Annotated in this window: 21 protein-coding genes and 1 pseudogene; 11 read left to right on the forward strand and 11 right to left on the reverse strand. The window is 70.3% G+C overall.

From position 1 onward, the window contains the following. Nucleotides 1-147 precede the first annotated feature (147 nt). Nucleotides 148-1,173: an ATP-dependent 6-phosphofructokinase gene (locus ACTFAP_RS22010; RefSeq protein WP_390123493.1), complete on the forward strand. Its 1,026-nt coding sequence runs from the start codon at nucleotides 148-150 to the stop codon at nucleotides 1,171-1,173. A 98-nt stretch (nucleotides 1,174-1,271) separates the two neighbouring features. Beyond that, nucleotides 1,272-2,810 (forward strand): alpha/beta hydrolase, encoded by a 1,539-nt coding sequence (locus ACTFAP_RS22015; RefSeq protein ID WP_500467211.1) that lies wholly within the window; start codon nucleotides 1,272-1,274, stop codon nucleotides 2,808-2,810. 71 nt (nucleotides 2,811-2,881) lie between these two features. Here the strand turns inward: ACTFAP_RS22015 and ACTFAP_RS22020 are convergent. From ACTFAP_RS22020 to ACTFAP_RS22035, 4 genes and pseudogenes are all read right to left on the reverse strand, one after another. Beyond that, a pseudogene (locus ACTFAP_RS22020) lies at nucleotides 2,882-3,241 on the reverse strand (Scr1 family TA system antitoxin-like transcriptional regulator); the annotation flags it as partial. Nucleotides 3,242-3,334: 93 nt separating this feature from the next. Further along, nucleotides 3,335-3,847 carry a DUF6879 family protein gene (locus tag ACTFAP_RS22025; RefSeq protein ID WP_500467212.1) on the reverse strand — a complete coding sequence of 171 codons (513 nt, stop codon included), beginning with the start codon at nucleotides 3,845-3,847 and terminating at the stop codon, nucleotides 3,335-3,337. After that, on the reverse strand, nucleotides 3,837-4,052 hold the full coding sequence (locus ACTFAP_RS22030; RefSeq protein WP_500467213.1) for a hypothetical protein: 216 nt from the start codon (nucleotides 4,050-4,052) through the stop codon (nucleotides 3,837-3,839). The genes ACTFAP_RS22025 and ACTFAP_RS22030 overlap by 11 nt, the downstream gene beginning before the upstream one ends. Nucleotides 4,053-4,137: 85 nt before the next feature. Further along, nucleotides 4,138-4,422 carry a hypothetical protein gene (locus tag ACTFAP_RS22035; RefSeq protein WP_500467214.1) on the reverse strand — a complete coding sequence of 95 codons (285 nt, stop codon included), beginning with the start codon at nucleotides 4,420-4,422 and terminating at the stop codon, nucleotides 4,138-4,140. Between the two features lie 111 nt (nucleotides 4,423-4,533). On the opposite strand from ACTFAP_RS22035, the gene ACTFAP_RS22040 reads away from it, so the two are divergent. From ACTFAP_RS22040 to ACTFAP_RS22055, 4 genes are all read left to right on the forward strand, one after another. Further along, the gene (locus ACTFAP_RS22040) at nucleotides 4,534-5,742 is read left to right on the forward strand and encodes a Shedu anti-phage system protein SduA domain-containing protein (RefSeq protein ID WP_500467215.1); all 1,209 of its coding nucleotides are present in this window, start codon (nucleotides 4,534-4,536) and stop codon (nucleotides 5,740-5,742) included. A 285-nt stretch (nucleotides 5,743-6,027) separates the two neighbouring features. After that, nucleotides 6,028-6,417: a DUF5753 domain-containing protein gene (locus ACTFAP_RS22045; RefSeq protein WP_500467216.1), complete on the forward strand. Its 390-nt coding sequence runs from the start codon at nucleotides 6,028-6,030 to the stop codon at nucleotides 6,415-6,417. 10 nt (nucleotides 6,418-6,427) lie between these two features. Further along, nucleotides 6,428-6,631, forward strand: coding sequence for a DUF397 domain-containing protein (locus ACTFAP_RS22050; protein WP_495682049.1), 204 nt, complete (start codon nucleotides 6,428-6,430; stop codon nucleotides 6,629-6,631). Further along, nucleotides 6,628-6,822 carry a DUF397 domain-containing protein gene (locus ACTFAP_RS22055; protein ID WP_495682050.1) on the forward strand — a complete coding sequence of 65 codons (195 nt, stop codon included), beginning with the start codon at nucleotides 6,628-6,630 and terminating at the stop codon, nucleotides 6,820-6,822. The genes ACTFAP_RS22050 and ACTFAP_RS22055 overlap by 4 nt, the downstream gene beginning before the upstream one ends. On the opposite strand, the gene ACTFAP_RS22060 is transcribed toward ACTFAP_RS22055, so the two are convergent. Further along, the gene (locus ACTFAP_RS22060) at nucleotides 6,811-7,200 is read right to left on the reverse strand and encodes a MerR family transcriptional regulator (protein ID WP_495682051.1); all 390 of its coding nucleotides are present in this window, start codon (nucleotides 7,198-7,200) and stop codon (nucleotides 6,811-6,813) included. The genes ACTFAP_RS22055 and ACTFAP_RS22060 overlap by 12 nt on opposite strands. A 56-nt stretch (nucleotides 7,201-7,256) precedes the next feature. Between ACTFAP_RS22060 and ACTFAP_RS22065 the strand changes: the two genes are divergently transcribed. The 4 genes from ACTFAP_RS22065 to ACTFAP_RS22080 all read left to right on the forward strand — a co-directional run bounded on the left by ACTFAP_RS22065 (nucleotide 7,257) and on the right by ACTFAP_RS22080 (nucleotide 11,296). Continuing rightward, a complete protein-coding gene (locus ACTFAP_RS22065; RefSeq protein ID WP_500467217.1) occupies nucleotides 7,257-8,006 on the forward strand; it encodes an alpha/beta fold hydrolase in 750 nt (249 codons plus the stop codon). Between the two features lie 117 nt (nucleotides 8,007-8,123). After that, on the forward strand, nucleotides 8,124-9,347 hold the full coding sequence (locus ACTFAP_RS22070; protein ID WP_495682053.1) for an amidohydrolase family protein: 1,224 nt from the start codon (nucleotides 8,124-8,126) through the stop codon (nucleotides 9,345-9,347). Nucleotides 9,348-9,485: 138 nt separating this feature from the next. Next, complete coding sequence (locus tag ACTFAP_RS22075; protein ID WP_500467218.1) at nucleotides 9,486-10,385, forward strand: alpha/beta fold hydrolase; 900 nt, start codon at nucleotides 9,486-9,488, stop codon at nucleotides 10,383-10,385. Nucleotides 10,386-10,387: 2 nt separating this feature from the next. Further along, on the forward strand, nucleotides 10,388-11,296 hold the full coding sequence (locus tag ACTFAP_RS22080) for a Vgb family protein (RefSeq protein ID WP_500467219.1): 909 nt from the start codon (nucleotides 10,388-10,390) through the stop codon (nucleotides 11,294-11,296). Here ACTFAP_RS22080 and ACTFAP_RS22085 read toward each other — a convergent pair. The 4 genes from ACTFAP_RS22085 to def all read right to left on the reverse strand — a co-directional run bounded on the left by ACTFAP_RS22085 (nucleotide 11,254) and on the right by def (nucleotide 12,812). After that, entirely contained in the window at nucleotides 11,254-11,634 is a 381-nt protein-coding gene (locus ACTFAP_RS22085; RefSeq protein ID WP_453856745.1) for a VOC family protein, read from the reverse strand. The genes ACTFAP_RS22080 and ACTFAP_RS22085 overlap by 43 nt on opposite strands. 41 nt (nucleotides 11,635-11,675) lie before the next feature. Further along, nucleotides 11,676-11,921, reverse strand: coding sequence for a DUF7848 domain-containing protein (locus tag ACTFAP_RS22090; protein ID WP_030733700.1), 246 nt, complete (start codon nucleotides 11,919-11,921; stop codon nucleotides 11,676-11,678). Then, nucleotides 11,918-12,055: a hypothetical protein gene (locus tag ACTFAP_RS22095; protein WP_390123516.1), complete on the reverse strand. Its 138-nt coding sequence runs from the start codon at nucleotides 12,053-12,055 to the stop codon at nucleotides 11,918-11,920. The genes ACTFAP_RS22090 and ACTFAP_RS22095 overlap by 4 nt, the downstream gene beginning before the upstream one ends. A gap of 151 nt (nucleotides 12,056-12,206) precedes the next feature. Then, nucleotides 12,207-12,812 (reverse strand): peptide deformylase, encoded by a 606-nt coding sequence (gene def, locus ACTFAP_RS22100; protein ID WP_500467220.1) that lies wholly within the window; start codon nucleotides 12,810-12,812, stop codon nucleotides 12,207-12,209. Between the two features lie 68 nt (nucleotides 12,813-12,880). Between def and ACTFAP_RS22105 the strand changes: the two genes are divergently transcribed. Continuing rightward, a complete protein-coding gene (locus ACTFAP_RS22105) occupies nucleotides 12,881-13,402 on the forward strand; it encodes a winged helix-turn-helix domain-containing protein (RefSeq protein ID WP_500467221.1) in 522 nt (173 codons plus the stop codon). On the opposite strand, the gene ACTFAP_RS22110 is transcribed toward ACTFAP_RS22105, so the two are convergent. Both ACTFAP_RS22110 and ACTFAP_RS22115 read right to left on the reverse strand, forming a co-directional pair. Further along, entirely contained in the window at nucleotides 13,332-14,015 is a 684-nt protein-coding gene (locus ACTFAP_RS22110) for a response regulator (RefSeq protein ID WP_400010560.1), read from the reverse strand. The genes ACTFAP_RS22105 and ACTFAP_RS22110 overlap by 71 nt on opposite strands. After that, a complete protein-coding gene (locus ACTFAP_RS22115; RefSeq protein WP_500467222.1) occupies nucleotides 14,012-15,583 on the reverse strand; it encodes a sensor histidine kinase in 1,572 nt (523 codons plus the stop codon). The genes ACTFAP_RS22110 and ACTFAP_RS22115 overlap by 4 nt, the downstream gene beginning before the upstream one ends. Nucleotides 15,584-15,662: the final 79 nt, after the last annotated feature.

A 15,662-nucleotide genomic window follows, 5' to 3' on the forward strand; every position in this document is an offset into this window, starting at 1 on the left:
TAACCCGCGCGGTGGGTCGGGGTGGCCGATCCGTTCACGATGTGAGCAGGGGAGTGAGGAGGGGGCCGTGGGCGTGAAACAATTCGGGCGGCCTCGAAGAAGCGGCCCCGCGCCACCCTCCCGATCCCCGAAGAGGAGAGCATCCCCATGCGTATCGGAGTTCTCACCGCGGGCGGTGACTGCCCTGGCCTCAACGCCGTGATCCGCTCGGTCGTCCACCGGGCCGTCGTCGACCGCGGTGACCAGGTGATCGGTTTCGAGGACGGCTTCAAGGGCCTGCTGGAAGGCCGCTACCGCGAGCTGGACATCAACGCCGTCTCCGGGATCCTCGCCCGCGGCGGCACCATCCTGGGCTCCAGCCGCCTGGAGCGCGCCCGGCTGGCCGAGGCGTGCGACAACGCCGAGGCGTTCCGCCACAAGCTCGGCCTGGACGCGCTCATCCCGATCGGCGGCGAGGGCACCCTGACCGCCGCCCGGATGCTGGCCGAGGCCGGCATCCCCGTCGTCGGCGTTCCCAAGACGATCGACAACGACATCTCCGCCACCGACCGCACCTTCGGTTTCGACACCGCGGTCGGCGTCGCCACCGAGGCCATAGACCGCCTCAAGACCACCGCCGAATCGCACCAGCGGGTGATGGTGGTCGAGGTCATGGGCCGGCACGCGGGCTGGATCGCCCTGGAGTCCGGCATGGCGGGTGGAGCGCACGGTATCTGTATCCCAGAGCGGCCCTTCCAAGTCGATGATCTGTGCAAAATGGTCGAGGAACGGTTCGCGCGCGGCAAGAAGTTCGCCGTGATCTGCGTTGCCGAGGGCGCCCGCCCGGCCGAGGGCTCCATGCCGTACGAGAAGGGCGAGATCGACCCGTACGGCCACGAGCGGTTCGCCGGCATCGGCAACCGGCTCGCCATCGAGCTGGAGCAGCGGCTCGGCAAGGAGGCCCGCCCGGTCATCCTCGGCCACATCCAGCGCGGCGGGACACCGACCGCGTACGACCGGGTGCTGGCCACCCGCTTCGGCTGGCACGCGGTGGAAGCCGCGCACAACGGCGAGTTCGGCAAGATGACGGCGCTGCGCGGCACCGAGATCGTGATGGCGCCCCTCGCCAGCGCGACCGCCGACCTCAAGCGGGTGCCGCAGTTCCGGATGGACGAGACCGAAGCCGTCTTCTGATCCTCAACCCGGATGCCCTGTCCGGGGGTTAACCCCCGGACAGGGTGGCGGGGCCGCCCCATTCAGCGGGGGTACCGCCCGCGCCTAGCGTCCCTGCCATGCGAACCACAACGCGAGGGAAGAGGGCCGTGGCCGCCGGTGCCGCCGCCTGCGCCGCCGCCGTGCTGATCACCGCCCCCACCGGGGCGGCGGCCACGGAGCGTGACCTGGACGCCTACCACTCCCAGCACCTGCGCTGGCAGCCCTGCGTCGCCGAGAGCGACGGCGACGCGGCCGGCCGGGCGCTCGCCGCCGCCGGTGCCCAGTGCGCGGAGGTGACCGTCCCGCTGGACTACTCCGATCCGCACGGGCCCACCCTCACGGTGGCGATCTCCCGGCTGCCCGCCGACGACACGGGCGAGCGGATCGGCGCCCTGCTGATGAACCCCGGCGGACCGGCCGGCACCGGGCTCGACATGCCGGTGCAGGTCGCCGGGTCGATGGGGGAGGACCTGGCCGGACGGTACGACCTCATCGGATTCGACCCGCGCGGAGTGGGCCGCAGCACCCCGGTGGACTGCGGCTGGCCGGTGGGCTCCGGGATCTTCGGCCCCGGCCCTGACCGGGGAAGCTATCTGCGGCATGCCGCCGCCCAGTGGGAGCTGGCGGAGCGCTGCCGGGCCACCGAGGGCGAGGTGCTGCCGTACCTCACCACCCGCAACACCGCCCGCGACATGGATGTCATCCGGCACGCGCTGGGCGAGCGGCGGATCTCCTACTTCGGCTACTCCTACGGCAGCTACCTCGGCGAGGTCTACACCCAGCTCTTCCCCGGCCGCACCGACCGGGTCGTGCTGGACGGGGTCATCAACCCCGACCGCTACACACCGACCCTGCTGCGGGGGACCGAGGCCGCCAACGAGGCGGCGCTCGCCGAGTGGGCCGACTGGGCCGCGCAGCGCCAGGACCGCTACGGTCTGGGCGCCACCGGCCAGGAGGTGCTGGACGTCGTGGACACGATCCGGGCGGCGGCCGAACGGGCACCGCTGCGGGTCGGCGCGCACACGGTCGACGCGCACACCGTGCCGCTGCTGCTCTTCAGCGGCATCGGCTCGGGCGTCGACGCGTCGCGCGACCGGCTGGCCACCTCCGTCGGGCTGCTGGCCCGGGCGGCGGCCGGCGAACAGGTGACCCCCGACCCGGACTTCGCGGAGGAACTGACCTACCTCACCACCGGCGCCGGCTCCGCCTACGGCAGCGCGCAGATGGCGATCATCTGCGGCGATGTGGCCGCCCAGCGCGGTGTCGACGCCTACTGGCAGGACATCGAACGCGCCCGCGCCGTCCACCCCTTCGCCGGCCCGCTGGCCAACAACATCACCCCCTGCGAGTTCTGGGACGAGCCGCTGGAAGCCCCCACCGTGCTGAACAACGACATCCCCGCCCTGCTGGTCGCCGCCACCGGCGACCCGCGCACGCCCTACGAGGGCACCGTGGAGATGCGCCAGGAGTGGCCCGCCTCCCGGCTCCTCACCCTGGAGGGCGCCGCGCACCACGCGGTGTACGGGGAGTACGGCAGCGCCTGCGTGGACGACCTGGTCAACGACTACCTGCGCACCGGCGTCCTGCCGGCGGGCGACCTGAGCTGCCCGGCCTGACGGCCCCGCATGACGGCCCCGGGCGGCGTCACCGGGGGGTGACGCCGCCCGGCCGGCCGGCACCCGTCCGGTCAGGGCGCCTGACGAGGCGCTGACAACGCCGCGATGGCCTCCTCGATCAACGTCCGCGCTGCGGGCCCGTGCACGGCGATGTCGGCGAGAGCGGTGAAGGTACGGGCATAGGCGGCGACCTCGTTCGGCTGGGTCACGGTGAGATAGGCGGCGACCAGTTCGACATTGACCTGGGCGTCGTCGAACAGCCAGAAACTTTCGACGGGCCACATGCCGGTACGGTCCGCGTCCAGCGGAATCACTCCCAGGCTGAGGTTCGGAAGCTTCGCCAATCGCAGCAGGTTGCGCAGCAGCTCCGCCATGTCCTCACGTTTGCCGATGCGGTTCCGAAGAACGCTCTCCTCCAGCAGGAAAGCAAAGCGCCGAGGCCCCCGGCATCCTTCCGGATCTCCCGCAGTCGCCGGGCCAGTGCCGTGCGGGCCTGCTTACTGTTCCATGAGCTGGTCACGCGGTCAGTCTGGCCAATAATCCTGATGCGGGATGGCCCGCTCCCAGACGGCCTCGAATGCGGTGGCGCACAGCGTCGCCACTTCGCGATCCGTGACCAGCTCCGTCCCGGTCATGTTTCCGTCCCCGTCGAAGTGATTGAGGAGCAGTGTCGTTCCGTCGATGAGCCAGAAGTCATTTCCCGGGAGCGCGAGGTCTGACGCCTGCCTGCGCGGCAGCCAGCGTACGTCCTCGCCCGCCTTGATGTTGAGCGGACCGGTGAGTTCGTACTCGTACCGGATGTAACGGGAGATCGGCTCGGAGACGATCCGGGCCCGATGCACCCGCACGCCACGGGACACCGCGCTGGAGACCAGGCTCGTCCACCACGACCACCGTGGGTCCGTTTCGTCGTACGTACCTCCCGAAGCCCATGCGCGGTAGTCCTCATCCAGCATGTAACCGTCGCGCATCTCCAGGTGATACGCGCTGAGCTGGGCGCTGTTCAGCAGCCCCTCGAAAGGCGACTCACCGGCCACCGGTCACCTCCGGGAAGAACTGCATCATGCGACGGGGGAACTCGATCACCGTTTCGCGATCCGGAATGTCCATCTGAGCGAGATGCTTGGCATCGGACACGCGCCAGCCCTGAAGGATGTAGTTCCCGCTCTCTTCGTTCAGATACACCGTGGGTGAGCCGCCATCGGGACTCTCCGGGTCCTTGCCCAATTTCCGCAACGCCATGTTTCCTCCACTGCGTTGAGTGACGATCCGTAGCCATGATCCTGCACTCGGTTTCCTCTTCGCCGCCAGCTACTTGCGCGGACTTCTACATGTTCGAGGAACCGTCCGGCGGTGGTCCGGGGCACGGAATGGCCCGGCCCGCCGCCGACTTGTGCGGGCAGCGAACCACTGCGACGTGCACCATGCCCGGCCCGGGCGGGGCCGGATGCCACCAGCGCCATACGTTGTCCTCCCCGTGGGAGAGGGTGGTCTCGCTGTACCGGCGTCGGTTGTCCGGGTCCTCGTGCGTGACGGTAGGGGTGTGCGCGTCCCACTGCTGCCGCATCCAGTCGGCCGCCGCCCCGGCGGTCGTCCAGGTGTCCCTGGGCACGGAAGGGACATGGCGCAGCACCCCCGACGGCTTGGGATTAGGTGGTGCGCGGGCGCCTGTCGACGCCTTCAACTCCGCCTGAGTGTCAGACCCTTGGGACACAATCCCCGCATGAGTATCCGATCAGACTTTTCGCTGGAGTTGCAGCTAGTCAAGGTGCTGGAGGAGGCCAGCCATCCTGAGGTAAGGGCTGCCCTTGCCTCGGCACTCAAGCACATGAGAAGTGGAAGTGGAAGGCACCGAAGGGGAGGGAAGGTCCTCGTAGAGATTCTCGAAGGTGCTCGCCAACGTGCGGCAGATGTCAGTGAATGGCAGGTTGTACGGCTGGTTCAGGACTCTCTGGATTATGCCGAAGGGAGAATTCTGCAACCTGACTTCACCGAACGATATCGCCTTTTTCAGGATGGCGTGCGCAATGAGCTGTTGAGGAAATTTGTCGGAAATATTCTTTCGATCAACTTCAGGTATATCGTTGACGCTGGCCATGAATACCTAAACGAGCATCCTGACGCGAGTATAGCGGATCTTATGTCCCACTTTGGCGGGCTCGGAGAGGATGCTCGATTCCTTGACGCGCCGGAGGATCGCCCTGGACGCTATCGCCTTCTTCGTGGCCGGGCAGAGAGAGCTGTGTGGTTGGAGCGTGTACTCCAAGAGCGTGTGGATGTAGAAGATGCCGCCGAAGCCGCGCGGCGAATTGTCACCTCGCCGGAAGCCATTGCCTTGCTTGCCGCTGATACGCATGGGCAGCTAGTCATCAGGGCGGCTGAGTGGCACCGGCGATCGACTGGCCTGGCTGCCTTGCGCGCTGTCGTCGAAGACTGCAAGGCTTCTGAACATGATCTACAGGTTGCCCTGCAAGGGCAGCACTGGATTTTTGGCGGGCGTTTTGTGGGAGAAGCTGCCCGTCGCCGACTCGTGCCAGGTGACGAAGCCGATATTCCGCTGATTCGCGGAGACGGGGCTCTGCACGTGGTCGAATTGAAACGTGCCATGAGCCTATCCGGGAACTTGGTGAAAAAGTACCGTGGATCATGGGTGCCTACCGCAGATGTTCACAATGCTGTTGGGCAGGCAGTGAATTATCTAGTTGGTCTGGACGAGAATCGTCTTCGCATCCGAGAGGAGTTCGGTATAGAAACCCGTCGAGCCAGTGCGCTCGTGTTGATTGGGCACCCTTCGATTCAGCCTTCGGTGCCCGAAGCGGCGGTGTATGAAGCGCTTCGCACTCTCAATACTCACATAAATCGTGTAGAGGTACTCACTTACAAAGAGCTTATCGAAGGTGCTGAGCGCTCATTGGGTTCTGTTCCCGCCTAGTGATTCTGGCTGGCTGGGCTGATAGTTCCTCAGAGCTCGTAACGCGATCTTGTGGTGCGGGGCTGGTGGCCGTGTCCGTGTGAGGATTGAGCCGTTCCTGAAGGTGTGAGCAATAGGCCGTGGATTGGGTGGTGCTCGGGCCGCTGCTGCCGAAGCGGCCCGAGCGGTCACCGGGCCTGCAGCTGATGGACGACCGGCGGTGCCCGCAAGGCGCCATGTTCGCGCTGTACACCGAGATCGCCTGGCAGCGGAACTGGGCTTTAGGCTCCGGCCCAGCCGAGGGCTTTGAGCGATGGCTCGAACCACTCAGGACGGGGCAGGTCGAGTGCTTGGTGCGGCGATGAGGCGGCTCTCAGGATGGGCTTCGGTGGCCTTGACGTCACACGGGAGCAACTGCGGTTCCTCGTCGAGGCGAGCGAACTTGAGAACGTGAAGATTCTTGTTGTCCCCTTCGGATTGGGCGACTATCCGGCCTCCGGACAGCCGATCAGCTATGTCAGCGGACCGGTTCCCGAGCTGGATACGGTCATCCTGGATTCGGACCACGGATGTACCTTCCTGGACGCGGCGGCTCAGGTGAGTCGCTACCGGTCCATCCTTGATCGGATGGAGAGCTGTGCGCTCACGCCGCGGAAGAGCAGGGATTTCATCCGCCGCGTCGCCAAGGAAACCTGAGGGGAAAGCCATGAGGGCCTTCGAGTGGCAGAAGTCGTCCTACAGCACGGAAGGGGCCAACTGCGTCAACATCGCCGCAGGGCCGGACGGCCTGCTGTGGTTGCGGGAAAGTACCGAACCCGAGGAGATACTTACCGCCGGGTCGGGCCGTTTCCGTGGGTTGCTGACAGCGATCAAGAAGGACCGCCTTCCGCTGCGGAGGGCTCAGCGATGAGCGCCTTCGAGTGGCAGAAGTCGTCCTACAGCGCACAGGGCGCCAACTGCGTCAACGTCGCAGCCGCCCCCGGCGGTCTGTTGCGGCTGCGCGAAAGCACCGACCCCGGCACGACGCTCACGGTCCGGCCGGCCGCGCTGCGTGGGCTGCTGAGGGCGATCAAGGCCGACCCGGGGCGGCTATCCGGTTGAGGTCCGGCCGGCTCCGTCCGCCGTGGCGCGGTCCAGGGAGGCGGTACGGAACGCGGTCAGGGCTGTGTGGCGGTCGTGCAGGGTGGCCAGGGTGGTTTCCAGGCGCTCCAGCTCCAGGGCCAGGGTGCGCAGCACCTCGGGGCACGGGTCGGCGCCGCTGTCCGCGCCGTCCGTGCAGGGCAGCAGCTCCCGGATGGCCTCCGTCGGCAGTCCGGCGTCCAGCATCTCGCGGATGCGGACGACCGTGCGCGGGGCGTCCTCCGCGTACTGCCGGTAGTTGTTGGTGTCCCGGCGGGAGGTGAGCAGCCCGCGCTGTTCGTAGTAGCGCAGCAGCCGGGCGGGCACCCCCGTGCGGCGAGACAGTTCCCCGATCAGCATGGCGGGTCCGGCCCTTTCTTGACATTGACACTGATGTCACAGGTCAACGTAGCGGCATGAGTGATTCCTTCCCCGCCCTGTCGACCACCGTCAGTGGCCACGGCCCCGCCCTGCTGCTGGCGCACGGCGCCACCGGCTCCATCGCGGACAACTTCGCCCCGGTACTGCCGGAGCTGGCCGCCGCCCACACCGTCGTCGCCCCCGACTATCCGGGCTCGGGCGGCACCGCGCCCGCCCCGGCACCGCTGGACCTGGACGCGCTCACGGACGCCGTCGTGGCGTCGGCCGTGAGCCGCGGCGTGGAGCGGTTCGCCGTGCTGGGCTTCTCGCTCGGCACCACCGTCGCGGTACGCGCCGCCGTACGCCACCCCGAGCGGGTCACCGCCCTGGTGCTGACCGCCGGTCTCGCCCGCGCCGACGACCACCTGCTCGGGCTGCTGCCCGGTTGGCGCGCGTCCGAACCCGCCCGGCTGCACCCGCACATCGATCTCGTCCCCACCCTGGACACCACCGCCGACCTGCCCCGGGTCACCGTCCCCACCCTGGTGATCGCCACCACCCGGGACAGCCTGGTGCCCCCCGCCAACTCCCGCGTGCTGGCCGACGGCATTCCCGGCGCCTCGTACGCGGAGCTGCCCACCGATCACGTCGCCATGGTGGAGGACCCAGGGGGCTGGCTGAAGCCGGTGCTCACCTTCCTGGCAGCGCGGGAGGAATGGACAGGACGGCACGGATCGCACCTTCCCGGCGTCCGGGATGCGGGAGCGGACTCCGGCCGGCCGCGGGACCTCACCCGTCCGCGCTGACCAATCCCAACCCCCTTCCGTACAGGGCAGGTTGACCGTGAGCAGTGGACCGTACCGCGCTGACCTGCCACTCCGTGGCCCTGGCGGCCCGTCCGGCATGAGATAGGTTCACGATCCATGGATATCGCGATCAGATCCGGATACGTCGTCCCCGTCGCCGCCGAGCCCATCGACGGCGGCACCGTTCTCATCATCGACGGCAAGATCGCCGCCGTGGGCCCCGACGCCGAGGTGACCGTCCCCGAGGGCGTCACCACGGTGGACGCGGCCGGTTCCTGGGTGCTGCCCGGCTTCGTGGAGGCGCACGGCCACATCGGCGTCCACGAGGAGGCCGAGGGCTGGGCGGGCCAGGACACCAACGAGATGACCGACCCCGTCGGCGCCCGGATGCGCGCCCTGGACGCCATCAACCCGGCGGACACCGGTTTCGCCGACGCCCTCGCGGGCGGTGTCACCAGCGCCGTCATCAAGCCGGGCTCCGGCAACCCGATAGGCGGGCAGACCGTCGCCGTGAAGTCCTGGGGCCGCACGGTGGAGGAGATGCTGATCCGCGAGCCGGTCAGCGTCAAGAGCGCCCTGGGCGAGAACCCCAAGCGGGTCTACGGCGAGAAGAAGCAGCTGCCCTCCACTCGGCAGGGCGTCGCGGCCGTCATCCGGGACGCGCTCACCAAGGCGCAGGACTACGCCGCCAAGCGGGCGCACGCGCAGGCCGAGGGCATCCCCTTCGAGCGCGACAACACGCTGGAGATCCTCGCCAAGGTGCTGGACGGCGAACTCCCGTGGTGCCAGCACGCGCACCGCGCCGACGACATCGCCACCGCGCTGCGGCTGGCCGACGAGTTCGGCTACAAGGTCGTGGTCAACCACGCCACCGAGGGGCACCTCATCGCGGACGAACTCGCCCGCCGCGACGTCCCGGTGATCACCGGCCCGCTGTTCACCACCCGCAGCAAGGTCGAACTGCGGCACCGCACGCTGGCCGGCCCCGGCATCATGGAGCGCGCCGGGGTGAAGGTCGCCATCACCACCGACCACCCCGTGGTGCCGATCAACTTCCTGGTGCACCAGGTGACCCTGTGCGTCAAGGAGGGCCTGGCGCGGGAGACCGCGCTGCGCACCATCACCACCCACCCCGCCGAAATCCTGGGCCTGGACGACCGGGTCGGTTCGCTGACCCCCGGCCTGGACGGCGATGTGGTGATCTGGGACGGTGACCCGCTCGATGTGCTCAGCCGGGCCCGGCGGGTCTTCATCGAGGGCCGCGAGGTCTACACGTACGACGAGGCCAGGGGCGCGGGTACCGTCGCCGACCCGTACTACCGCGAGGCCACGACCGCCTGACGCCTGACGCCTGACGCCTGACGCCGGCCGGTGGCCGGCCCCGCCCCGGGGCCGGCCGCCGCCCGCCACCGCCCCGCGCCATTCCTCCCGACCCCGGGGAGTATTACGTTTGCCATCGGTATGCGGACGGGGAAGGGTGTGACCGTGGAGCCACGGGAGATTGCGTTGCCGCTCGGCGGCGGCGAAGACACACTGGCCGGGATCGACTTCGGCGGCTCCGGGGAGGGCCCCGAGGTGCTGCTGGTGCACGGCAGCGGCCACAACGCCGCCGCCTGGACCGATGTCGCTGCCCATCTGCTGCCGTACTGCGGCCGGCTGGTCGCCGTCGATCTGCGCGGGCACGGCCGCACCACCCTCGACTCCACCCGCGCCGACCAGTACTGGCGCGACCTCGGCGACGCCGTCGCGACGCTGGGCTGGCGCCGCCCCGTGCTGGTCGGGCACTCCCTGGGCGGCTACGCCGTCACCGCCGTCACCGCCGCCGGACTGATCGAACCGGCCGCCGTGTGCACGGTGGACGGCCTGGTCCTGGACGACCGCCCCACCGCGGCCCGCCGCCACGCCGGCTGGCACCGGCCGTCCGCGCAGCAGGAGTTGCGCACCATGTTCCACTACGGCTGGCGGGCCGGTACGGCCGAGCGCGACGCCCACATCGAGCAGGCCGTGCGCGACGCCCCGACCGACTGGCTGAACGCGGGGGCCAGGGCCGGTCTCGTACGGGAGCTGACGTCCCGCTCGTTCAGCCCGGACGACCCGCACGGCACGCGCTGGCTGCGCCGCCCGACGGTCGAGGAAATGGTCACCATCAACACTCCGAACCCGGCGGACACCGTCTACCCCACCGTCGACGTCTACGACCGGGTGCGCTGCCCGCTGACCGTGGTGCTGGCCACCCGGGGCTTCTACGCCCACCGCAAAGAGGAGATCGTGGCGCTCACCGCCGCCCGGCCCGACCGCACCCTCATCGAACTCGACTCGCACCACAACATCCCCACCGCCCATCCCGCGACCCTCGCCGCGATCATCAAGGCCCTGTGACCATGCCCACCACCGTTGACCTGTTCGCGCCCGGCCTCGCCGGCACCGCCCCGTACGGCATCACCGAAGGACCCGACGGCGCGCTGTGGGTGACGCTCACCGGCAGCGGGGAGATCGCCCGCTTCGACCCGGCCACCGGCGCACTCGACCGCCATCCGCTGGACTCCGCCGGGGCCGGGCCCATGATCATCGCCGCGGGGCCGGACGGGGCGCTGTGGTTCAGCCGGGGACGCGACCACCGCGTCGGCCGGATCACCACCGGCGGCCGTGGCACCTCGTACACCCTGCCCACTCCGGCGTGCGGCCCGTACGGCATCACGGCGGGCCCGGACGGCGCGCTGTGGTACGCGGCGATGAACGCGGACCTGGTCGGCCGGATCACCACGGACGGGCGGATCACCGAGTTCCCGCTGGGCACCTCCGGCGCCGCCCCCTCCGCCCTCGCCGCAGGCCCGGACGGCGCGCTGTGGTGCACGCTCAACCAGGCGGGCGCCATCGCCCGGATCACGCTCGACGGCGCGGTCACCCTGCACACCCTGCCCACCGGGGCCGCCGGCCCCGTGGGCATCACGGCCGGGCCCGACGGTGCCCTGTGGTTCGCCGAGATCGCCGCCGGCCGGATCGGGCGGATCACCACCGGCGGGGAGATCACCGAGTTCCCGCTGCCCGATCCCGGCGCCAAGCCGCACGCGATCACCGCCGACCCGGCGGGCGACGGCTGCTGGTTCACGGAGTGGGGGGCCGGGCGGATCGGACACATCACACCCGGCGGGGAGTTCCGCCTCCACCCGCTGCCGGACCCGGCGTCCGAGCCGCACGGGCTGGCGTGCACCGGCGACGGCGCGCTGTGGGTGGCCCTGGAGACCGGTCAGCTGGCGCGGCTGCGCTCCACCCACAGACAGAACGGGTGACCGGCCGGATCGAAGTAGACCCGTACGTCCTCCTGCGGCTGGTACTCCGCCGGAACCGCGCCGCAGGAGCGGGCGTGTGCCCCCGCGGCGGCCAGGTCCTCGACCTCGATGTCCAGATGCTGCGTCATGCGCTGGTCGCCCCGCGCCGCCGGCCACACCGGGCGGACGAAGTCGGGGTCGGTGTTGAAGGAGATGCCCGCGCCGCCGCCCGGGGGCGCCAGCCGGACCCAGCCCGTCTCCTCCTGGACCGTGGCCCAGCCGAGCAGCCGGCGGTAGAAGGCCGCCAGTTCATTGGCGTCGGGGGCCTCGAGGACGGTGGCGGTCAGTCGCAGCAGCATCGGATCAGCCTGACAGCGCCGCCCGCACCCCGTCCAGGGCGTCAGGGGTTGACGGTGTGCGGCATCCAGGCGCGCAGCGGGCGCTGGATCAGCTCCCGGTAGCTGTGGTGGGAGGGGTTGCGGGCGGCGTGGTCACGTACCCAGTCCGCCACGTCCTGCTGGAGGGTCGAGCGGGAGGACGTGCGCAGGCACACCGCGCACTGTGCACCGAAGGTGATGGGCTCGGCGTCCGGTTCCTCGTCCGGGGCGACGCTCCACGCCTGGAACTGGAGTACGGCGCGGGTCACTTGGCACCGCCCTCCTTGCTGAGGCGGTTGGCGGCGCTGAGCGCGTTCGCCCTTCTGACCTGGGCGCGCAGCTTGTCCGAGGTGCGGGTGGTGACGGGGGGAGCGGCGGGGGGAGGGGTTGGTGCGGGGGTCATGCCGGGGGGTGCCCTTCTCCGGTGAGCGGGGGAAGCGGCCTCGCGAGGGCGACACTTGTGGTGGCGCAGAGCAACCGTACCGCGACCGTACGGAGCACGGCAGCGATTTGGCGGCGAACAGGTTGTGAAGAGGGGGCGTGTGGGGGCGCTGTTATGTGTGCGTCCGCCCCTCCTGCGTGCGCCCTTCCGCCCGCCATGCCTCCTCCCGGGCCGCCCGGCGCGCGGATACGCCCTCCCGCTGCTCCTCCATCGCGCGCAGCGCCCGCTTGCGCTCCCGCTGGGAGAGCCGGTCCACGTACAGCCGCCCGCTCAGATGGTCGCTCTCGTGCTGGAGGCAGCGGGCGAAGTAGCCGCGCCCCTCCACCGTCAGGGGCTCGCCGTCGCGGTCCCTGCCGCGCACCACGGCCAGATCCGGCCTGGCCACGGTCATGTAGGGGCCGGGGACCGACAGGCAGCCCTCCGGTTCCTCGGCGAGCCGCCGCCGCGCGGCCGGCAGCGGGGCGAGCACGGGGTTGAGGACGTGGCCGCGGTGGCGGGTTCCCCACTCGTCCTCCATGTCCCAGATGAACAGCCGCAGATCCACCCCGACCTGATTGGCCGCCAGGCCCGCGCCCTCCGCCACCGCCAGGGTGGCGAACATGTCCTCGATGAGCCGGCTCAGCTCCGGCGTGCCGAACTCAGGGCCGGCCTCCCGGCAGTCGCGGCGCAGGATCTCCTCGCCCAGCACGGTGATCCTGCGCACCGTCGTCCCCGTCATGGCAGGTCATTCCCCTTCGTCGCGCGATGACTTGACCCAGGACTTTGCAAAATAGCAGACTTTGCAAAGTGCGCACCAGTGACAACGGCCAGGACCGCCCCGCCTCCCCGCTCCCCGACCACCCCGTACGGATCGCCCTGCTCGACCTGCTCGCCGAAGCCGGCACCGTCACCTCCACCGAGGCGGCGCGGCGGCTCGGGTACAGCTCCGGCCTGTGCTCGTTCCACCTGCGGCAACTCGCCCGCTACCGGCTCATCGAGGAGGCCCCGCACCCGGGCGGGCGGGCCAGACCCTGGCGGCTGCGCTGGGAGAATTGGGACGGCTTCCCCCAGGTGGTGCGGGACACGGAACCCGGCGCCGACCCGGTGGACGAGACGTCGTTCAGCGCCGTGCTCCACGTGACGCCCGAGGAGAGCCGGGAACTCACCGCGCGGATACGTGAACTGCTCGCCCCCTACCGGGACCCGCGCGGCCGCCCGGCCGCCGCCGTCCCCGTCACCGCCGCCCTGCGCTGGGACGCTACGCCGGATCGCTCCAGTGGTACACATGTTCGGGGCGGCCCTGCGTCCCGTACCGGGGATGCCGGGTGACCAGGCCCTGGTCCGCCAGATGCTCCAGATAGCGCCGCGTCGTCACCCGCGCCATGCCCAGCCGGTCCGCCGTCTCGGACGCGGTCAGCCCGCGCGGCGCGTGCTCGCGCAGCGCGTCCACCACCGAGGACAGCGTCTGATTGCTCATCCCCTTGGGCAGCGGCCCGCCCACCGAGCCGCGCAGCGCGCCGAACGCCCGGTCCAGATCCTGCTGCGCCGTGGTGCGCCCGTGCCCCGCCAACTGCCGCCGGTACTCCGCGTACCGCTCCAGCTTGTCGCGGAAGGCGGCGAACGTGAACGGCTTCAGCAGGTACTGCACCACCCCGTAAGCCAGGGCCGAGCGCACGATCTGCACGTCCCGGGCCGAGGTCACCGCGATGATGTCCGCCAGTTGCCCGTGGGCCCGCAGCCCCCGGCACACGTCCAGGCCCGTCATGTCCGGCAGATAGAAGTCCAGCAGCACCAGATCCACCGGATGCCGCTCCGCGAAGTCCAGCGCCTCCGAACCCCGGTGGACCGTCCCGGCCACCACGAAGCCCGGCACCCGCCCCACGAACTGGGCGTGCGCGTCCGCGATACGGGGGTCGTCCTCGACGACGAGGGTGCTGATCATGATGATGTGGTTCCTCGATACAGACGTACGGTGAAGACCGCCCCGGCGTGACCGCTGACCTCGACGTCCCCGCCGTACCGGTCGATGACCTGGCGCACCAGCGCCAGGCCCAGGCCCTGCCCGCGCGCCCCGCTGGCCGTCTTGGTGGTCCAGCCGCGGGTGAACATGGACTCCAGTGCCTCCCCGTCGAGCCCGGCGCCCGAATCGCAGACCCGCACCAGCAGGGAGTCCTCCTCGGTGCGCGCGGTCACGGTGACCCGGCGCGGCGGCGGGGCGGCCAGCGCCGCCTCGATGGCGTTGTCCACGAGATTGCCGACCAGCGTCACCAGGTCGCGCGGCGCGATCCCGGCCTCGGTGACGGCCGTGTCGTCGGTGATCTCCAGCTCGACGCCCTTCTCCGCCGCCTGCGCCGCCTTGCCCAGCAGCAGCGCGGCCAGCGCCGGCTCCTGGACCTCGTCGGTGAGCCGGTCGGCGAGCGCCTGCGCCGAGGCCAGCTCCACGGTGGCGAACTCCACCGCCCTCTCCGGCTGGCCCAGCTCGATCATGGTGACCACGGTGTGCAGCCGGTTCGCCGACTCGTGCGCCTGGGAGCGCAGCGCCTCGGCGAAGCCGCGCGCCGAGTCCAGCTCGCCGGCCAGCACCTCCAGCTCGGTGTGGTCGCGCAGCGTGGTCACGGTGCCCAGCCGGCGGCCGTTCTTCTCGATCCGCTCCTGGTTGAGCACCAGCACCCGGTCGCCGTACACGCACAGCCGGTCGCTCACCGGGGCCCCCGAGGTGAGCAGCGGCCCGACGGGGGAGGACAGGCCCAGCTCCTGCACCGGCCGCCCCTCGGCGTCCGCCGACAGCCCCAGCAACTGCCGGGCGTGGTCGTTGACCAGGATCAGCTTCCCGCGCGGGGAGACGATCAGCAGGCCCTCGCGCACGGTGCGCAGCACCGCGTCGTGGTGCTCGTACAGCCTGGTGATCTCCTCGGCGCCCAGGCCCAGCGTCTGGCGGTCAAGACGCCGGCTGATCAGCCAGGACCCGGCCCCGGCCAGCATCAGGGCGCCGACCGAGATGGGGATCACGGGGGTGAGGCGCCGGCTCAGCTCGGCACCGATCTTCTTCTGCAGGACCCCGATGGACAGCAGCGCGCTGACCTCGCCCCGGTCGTCCGTGATGGGGACCACGGCCCGGATGGACGGGCCCAGCATCCCCTCGTAGCTCTCCGTGAAGGGCTGGCCCGCCAGGGCGCGGTCGATATTGCCGATGAAGCGCTCGCCGATCAGCTCCGGGTAGGTGTGGGAGTACCGGGTGCGGTCGGGCGCCATGAACACGATGAAGTCGGTGTCGGTCGACTGCCGCACCGACTCGGCCAGCGGCTGGAGCACGGCGGACGGATCGTCCCCGGCCACCGCCCGCCGGACCTCGGGCAGCTCGGCGAGGCCGGAGGCCAGCGTCATGACCTGGTGCTCGGTGTCCTTGCGGTTGTCGTTGCGCACCTGGAGGAAGACGAGGGCGGCGCTGGTGACCACCAGCAGCAGGATCAGCACGATCTGTAGTGCGAAGAGCTGTCGCGCCAGACTCATCCGTGAGCGTCTGGCACGGGAATCGCGCATGCTGGGGCACCTGCCGAAATATCGAACCTCTGCATGAGTGTAGGCAGGG

The sequence above is a fragment of the Streptomyces sp. PH9007 genome (assembly GCF_059813725.1).

Excerpts from the sequence above, each read along its gene's own strand:
- ACTFAP_RS22010 (WP_390123493.1), top strand. The coding sequence starts at position 148 with ATGCGTATCGGAGTTCTCACCGCGGGCGGTGACTGCCCTGGCCTCAAC.
- ACTFAP_RS22070 (WP_495682053.1), top strand. The coding sequence starts at position 8,124 with ATGGATATCGCGATCAGATCCGGATACGTCGTCCCCGTCGCCGCCGAG.
- def (WP_500467220.1), bottom strand. The coding sequence starts at position 12,812 with ATGACGGGGACGACGGTGCGCAGGATCACCGTGCTGGGCGAGGAGATC.
- ACTFAP_RS22030 (WP_500467213.1), bottom strand. The coding sequence starts at position 4,052 with ATGGCGTTGCGGAAATTGGGCAAGGACCCGGAGAGTCCCGATGGCGGC.
- ACTFAP_RS22050 (WP_495682049.1), top strand. The coding sequence starts at position 6,428 with ATGAGGGCCTTCGAGTGGCAGAAGTCGTCCTACAGCACGGAAGGGGCC.
- ACTFAP_RS22015 (WP_500467211.1), top strand. The coding sequence starts at position 1,272 with ATGCGAACCACAACGCGAGGGAAGAGGGCCGTGGCCGCCGGTGCCGCC.
- ACTFAP_RS22040 (WP_500467215.1), top strand. The coding sequence starts at position 4,534 with ATGAGTATCCGATCAGACTTTTCGCTGGAGTTGCAGCTAGTCAAGGTG.
- ACTFAP_RS22110 (WP_400010560.1), bottom strand. The coding sequence starts at position 14,015 with ATGATCAGCACCCTCGTCGTCGAGGACGACCCCCGTATCGCGGACGCG.
- ACTFAP_RS22085 (WP_453856745.1), bottom strand. The coding sequence starts at position 11,634 with ATGCTGCTGCGACTGACCGCCACCGTCCTCGAGGCCCCCGACGCCAAT.
- ACTFAP_RS22060 (WP_495682051.1), bottom strand. The coding sequence starts at position 7,200 with ATGCTGATCGGGGAACTGTCTCGCCGCACGGGGGTGCCCGCCCGGCTG.
- ACTFAP_RS22055 (WP_495682050.1), top strand. The coding sequence starts at position 6,628 with ATGAGCGCCTTCGAGTGGCAGAAGTCGTCCTACAGCGCACAGGGCGCC.
- ACTFAP_RS22065 (WP_500467217.1), top strand. The coding sequence starts at position 7,257 with ATGAGTGATTCCTTCCCCGCCCTGTCGACCACCGTCAGTGGCCACGGC.
- ACTFAP_RS22095 (WP_390123516.1), bottom strand. The coding sequence starts at position 12,055 with ATGACCCCCGCACCAACCCCTCCCCCCGCCGCTCCCCCCGTCACCACC.
- ACTFAP_RS22115 (WP_500467222.1), bottom strand. The coding sequence starts at position 15,583 with ATGAGTCTGGCGCGACAGCTCTTCGCACTACAGATCGTGCTGATCCTG.
- ACTFAP_RS22080 (WP_500467219.1), top strand. The coding sequence starts at position 10,388 with ATGCCCACCACCGTTGACCTGTTCGCGCCCGGCCTCGCCGGCACCGCC.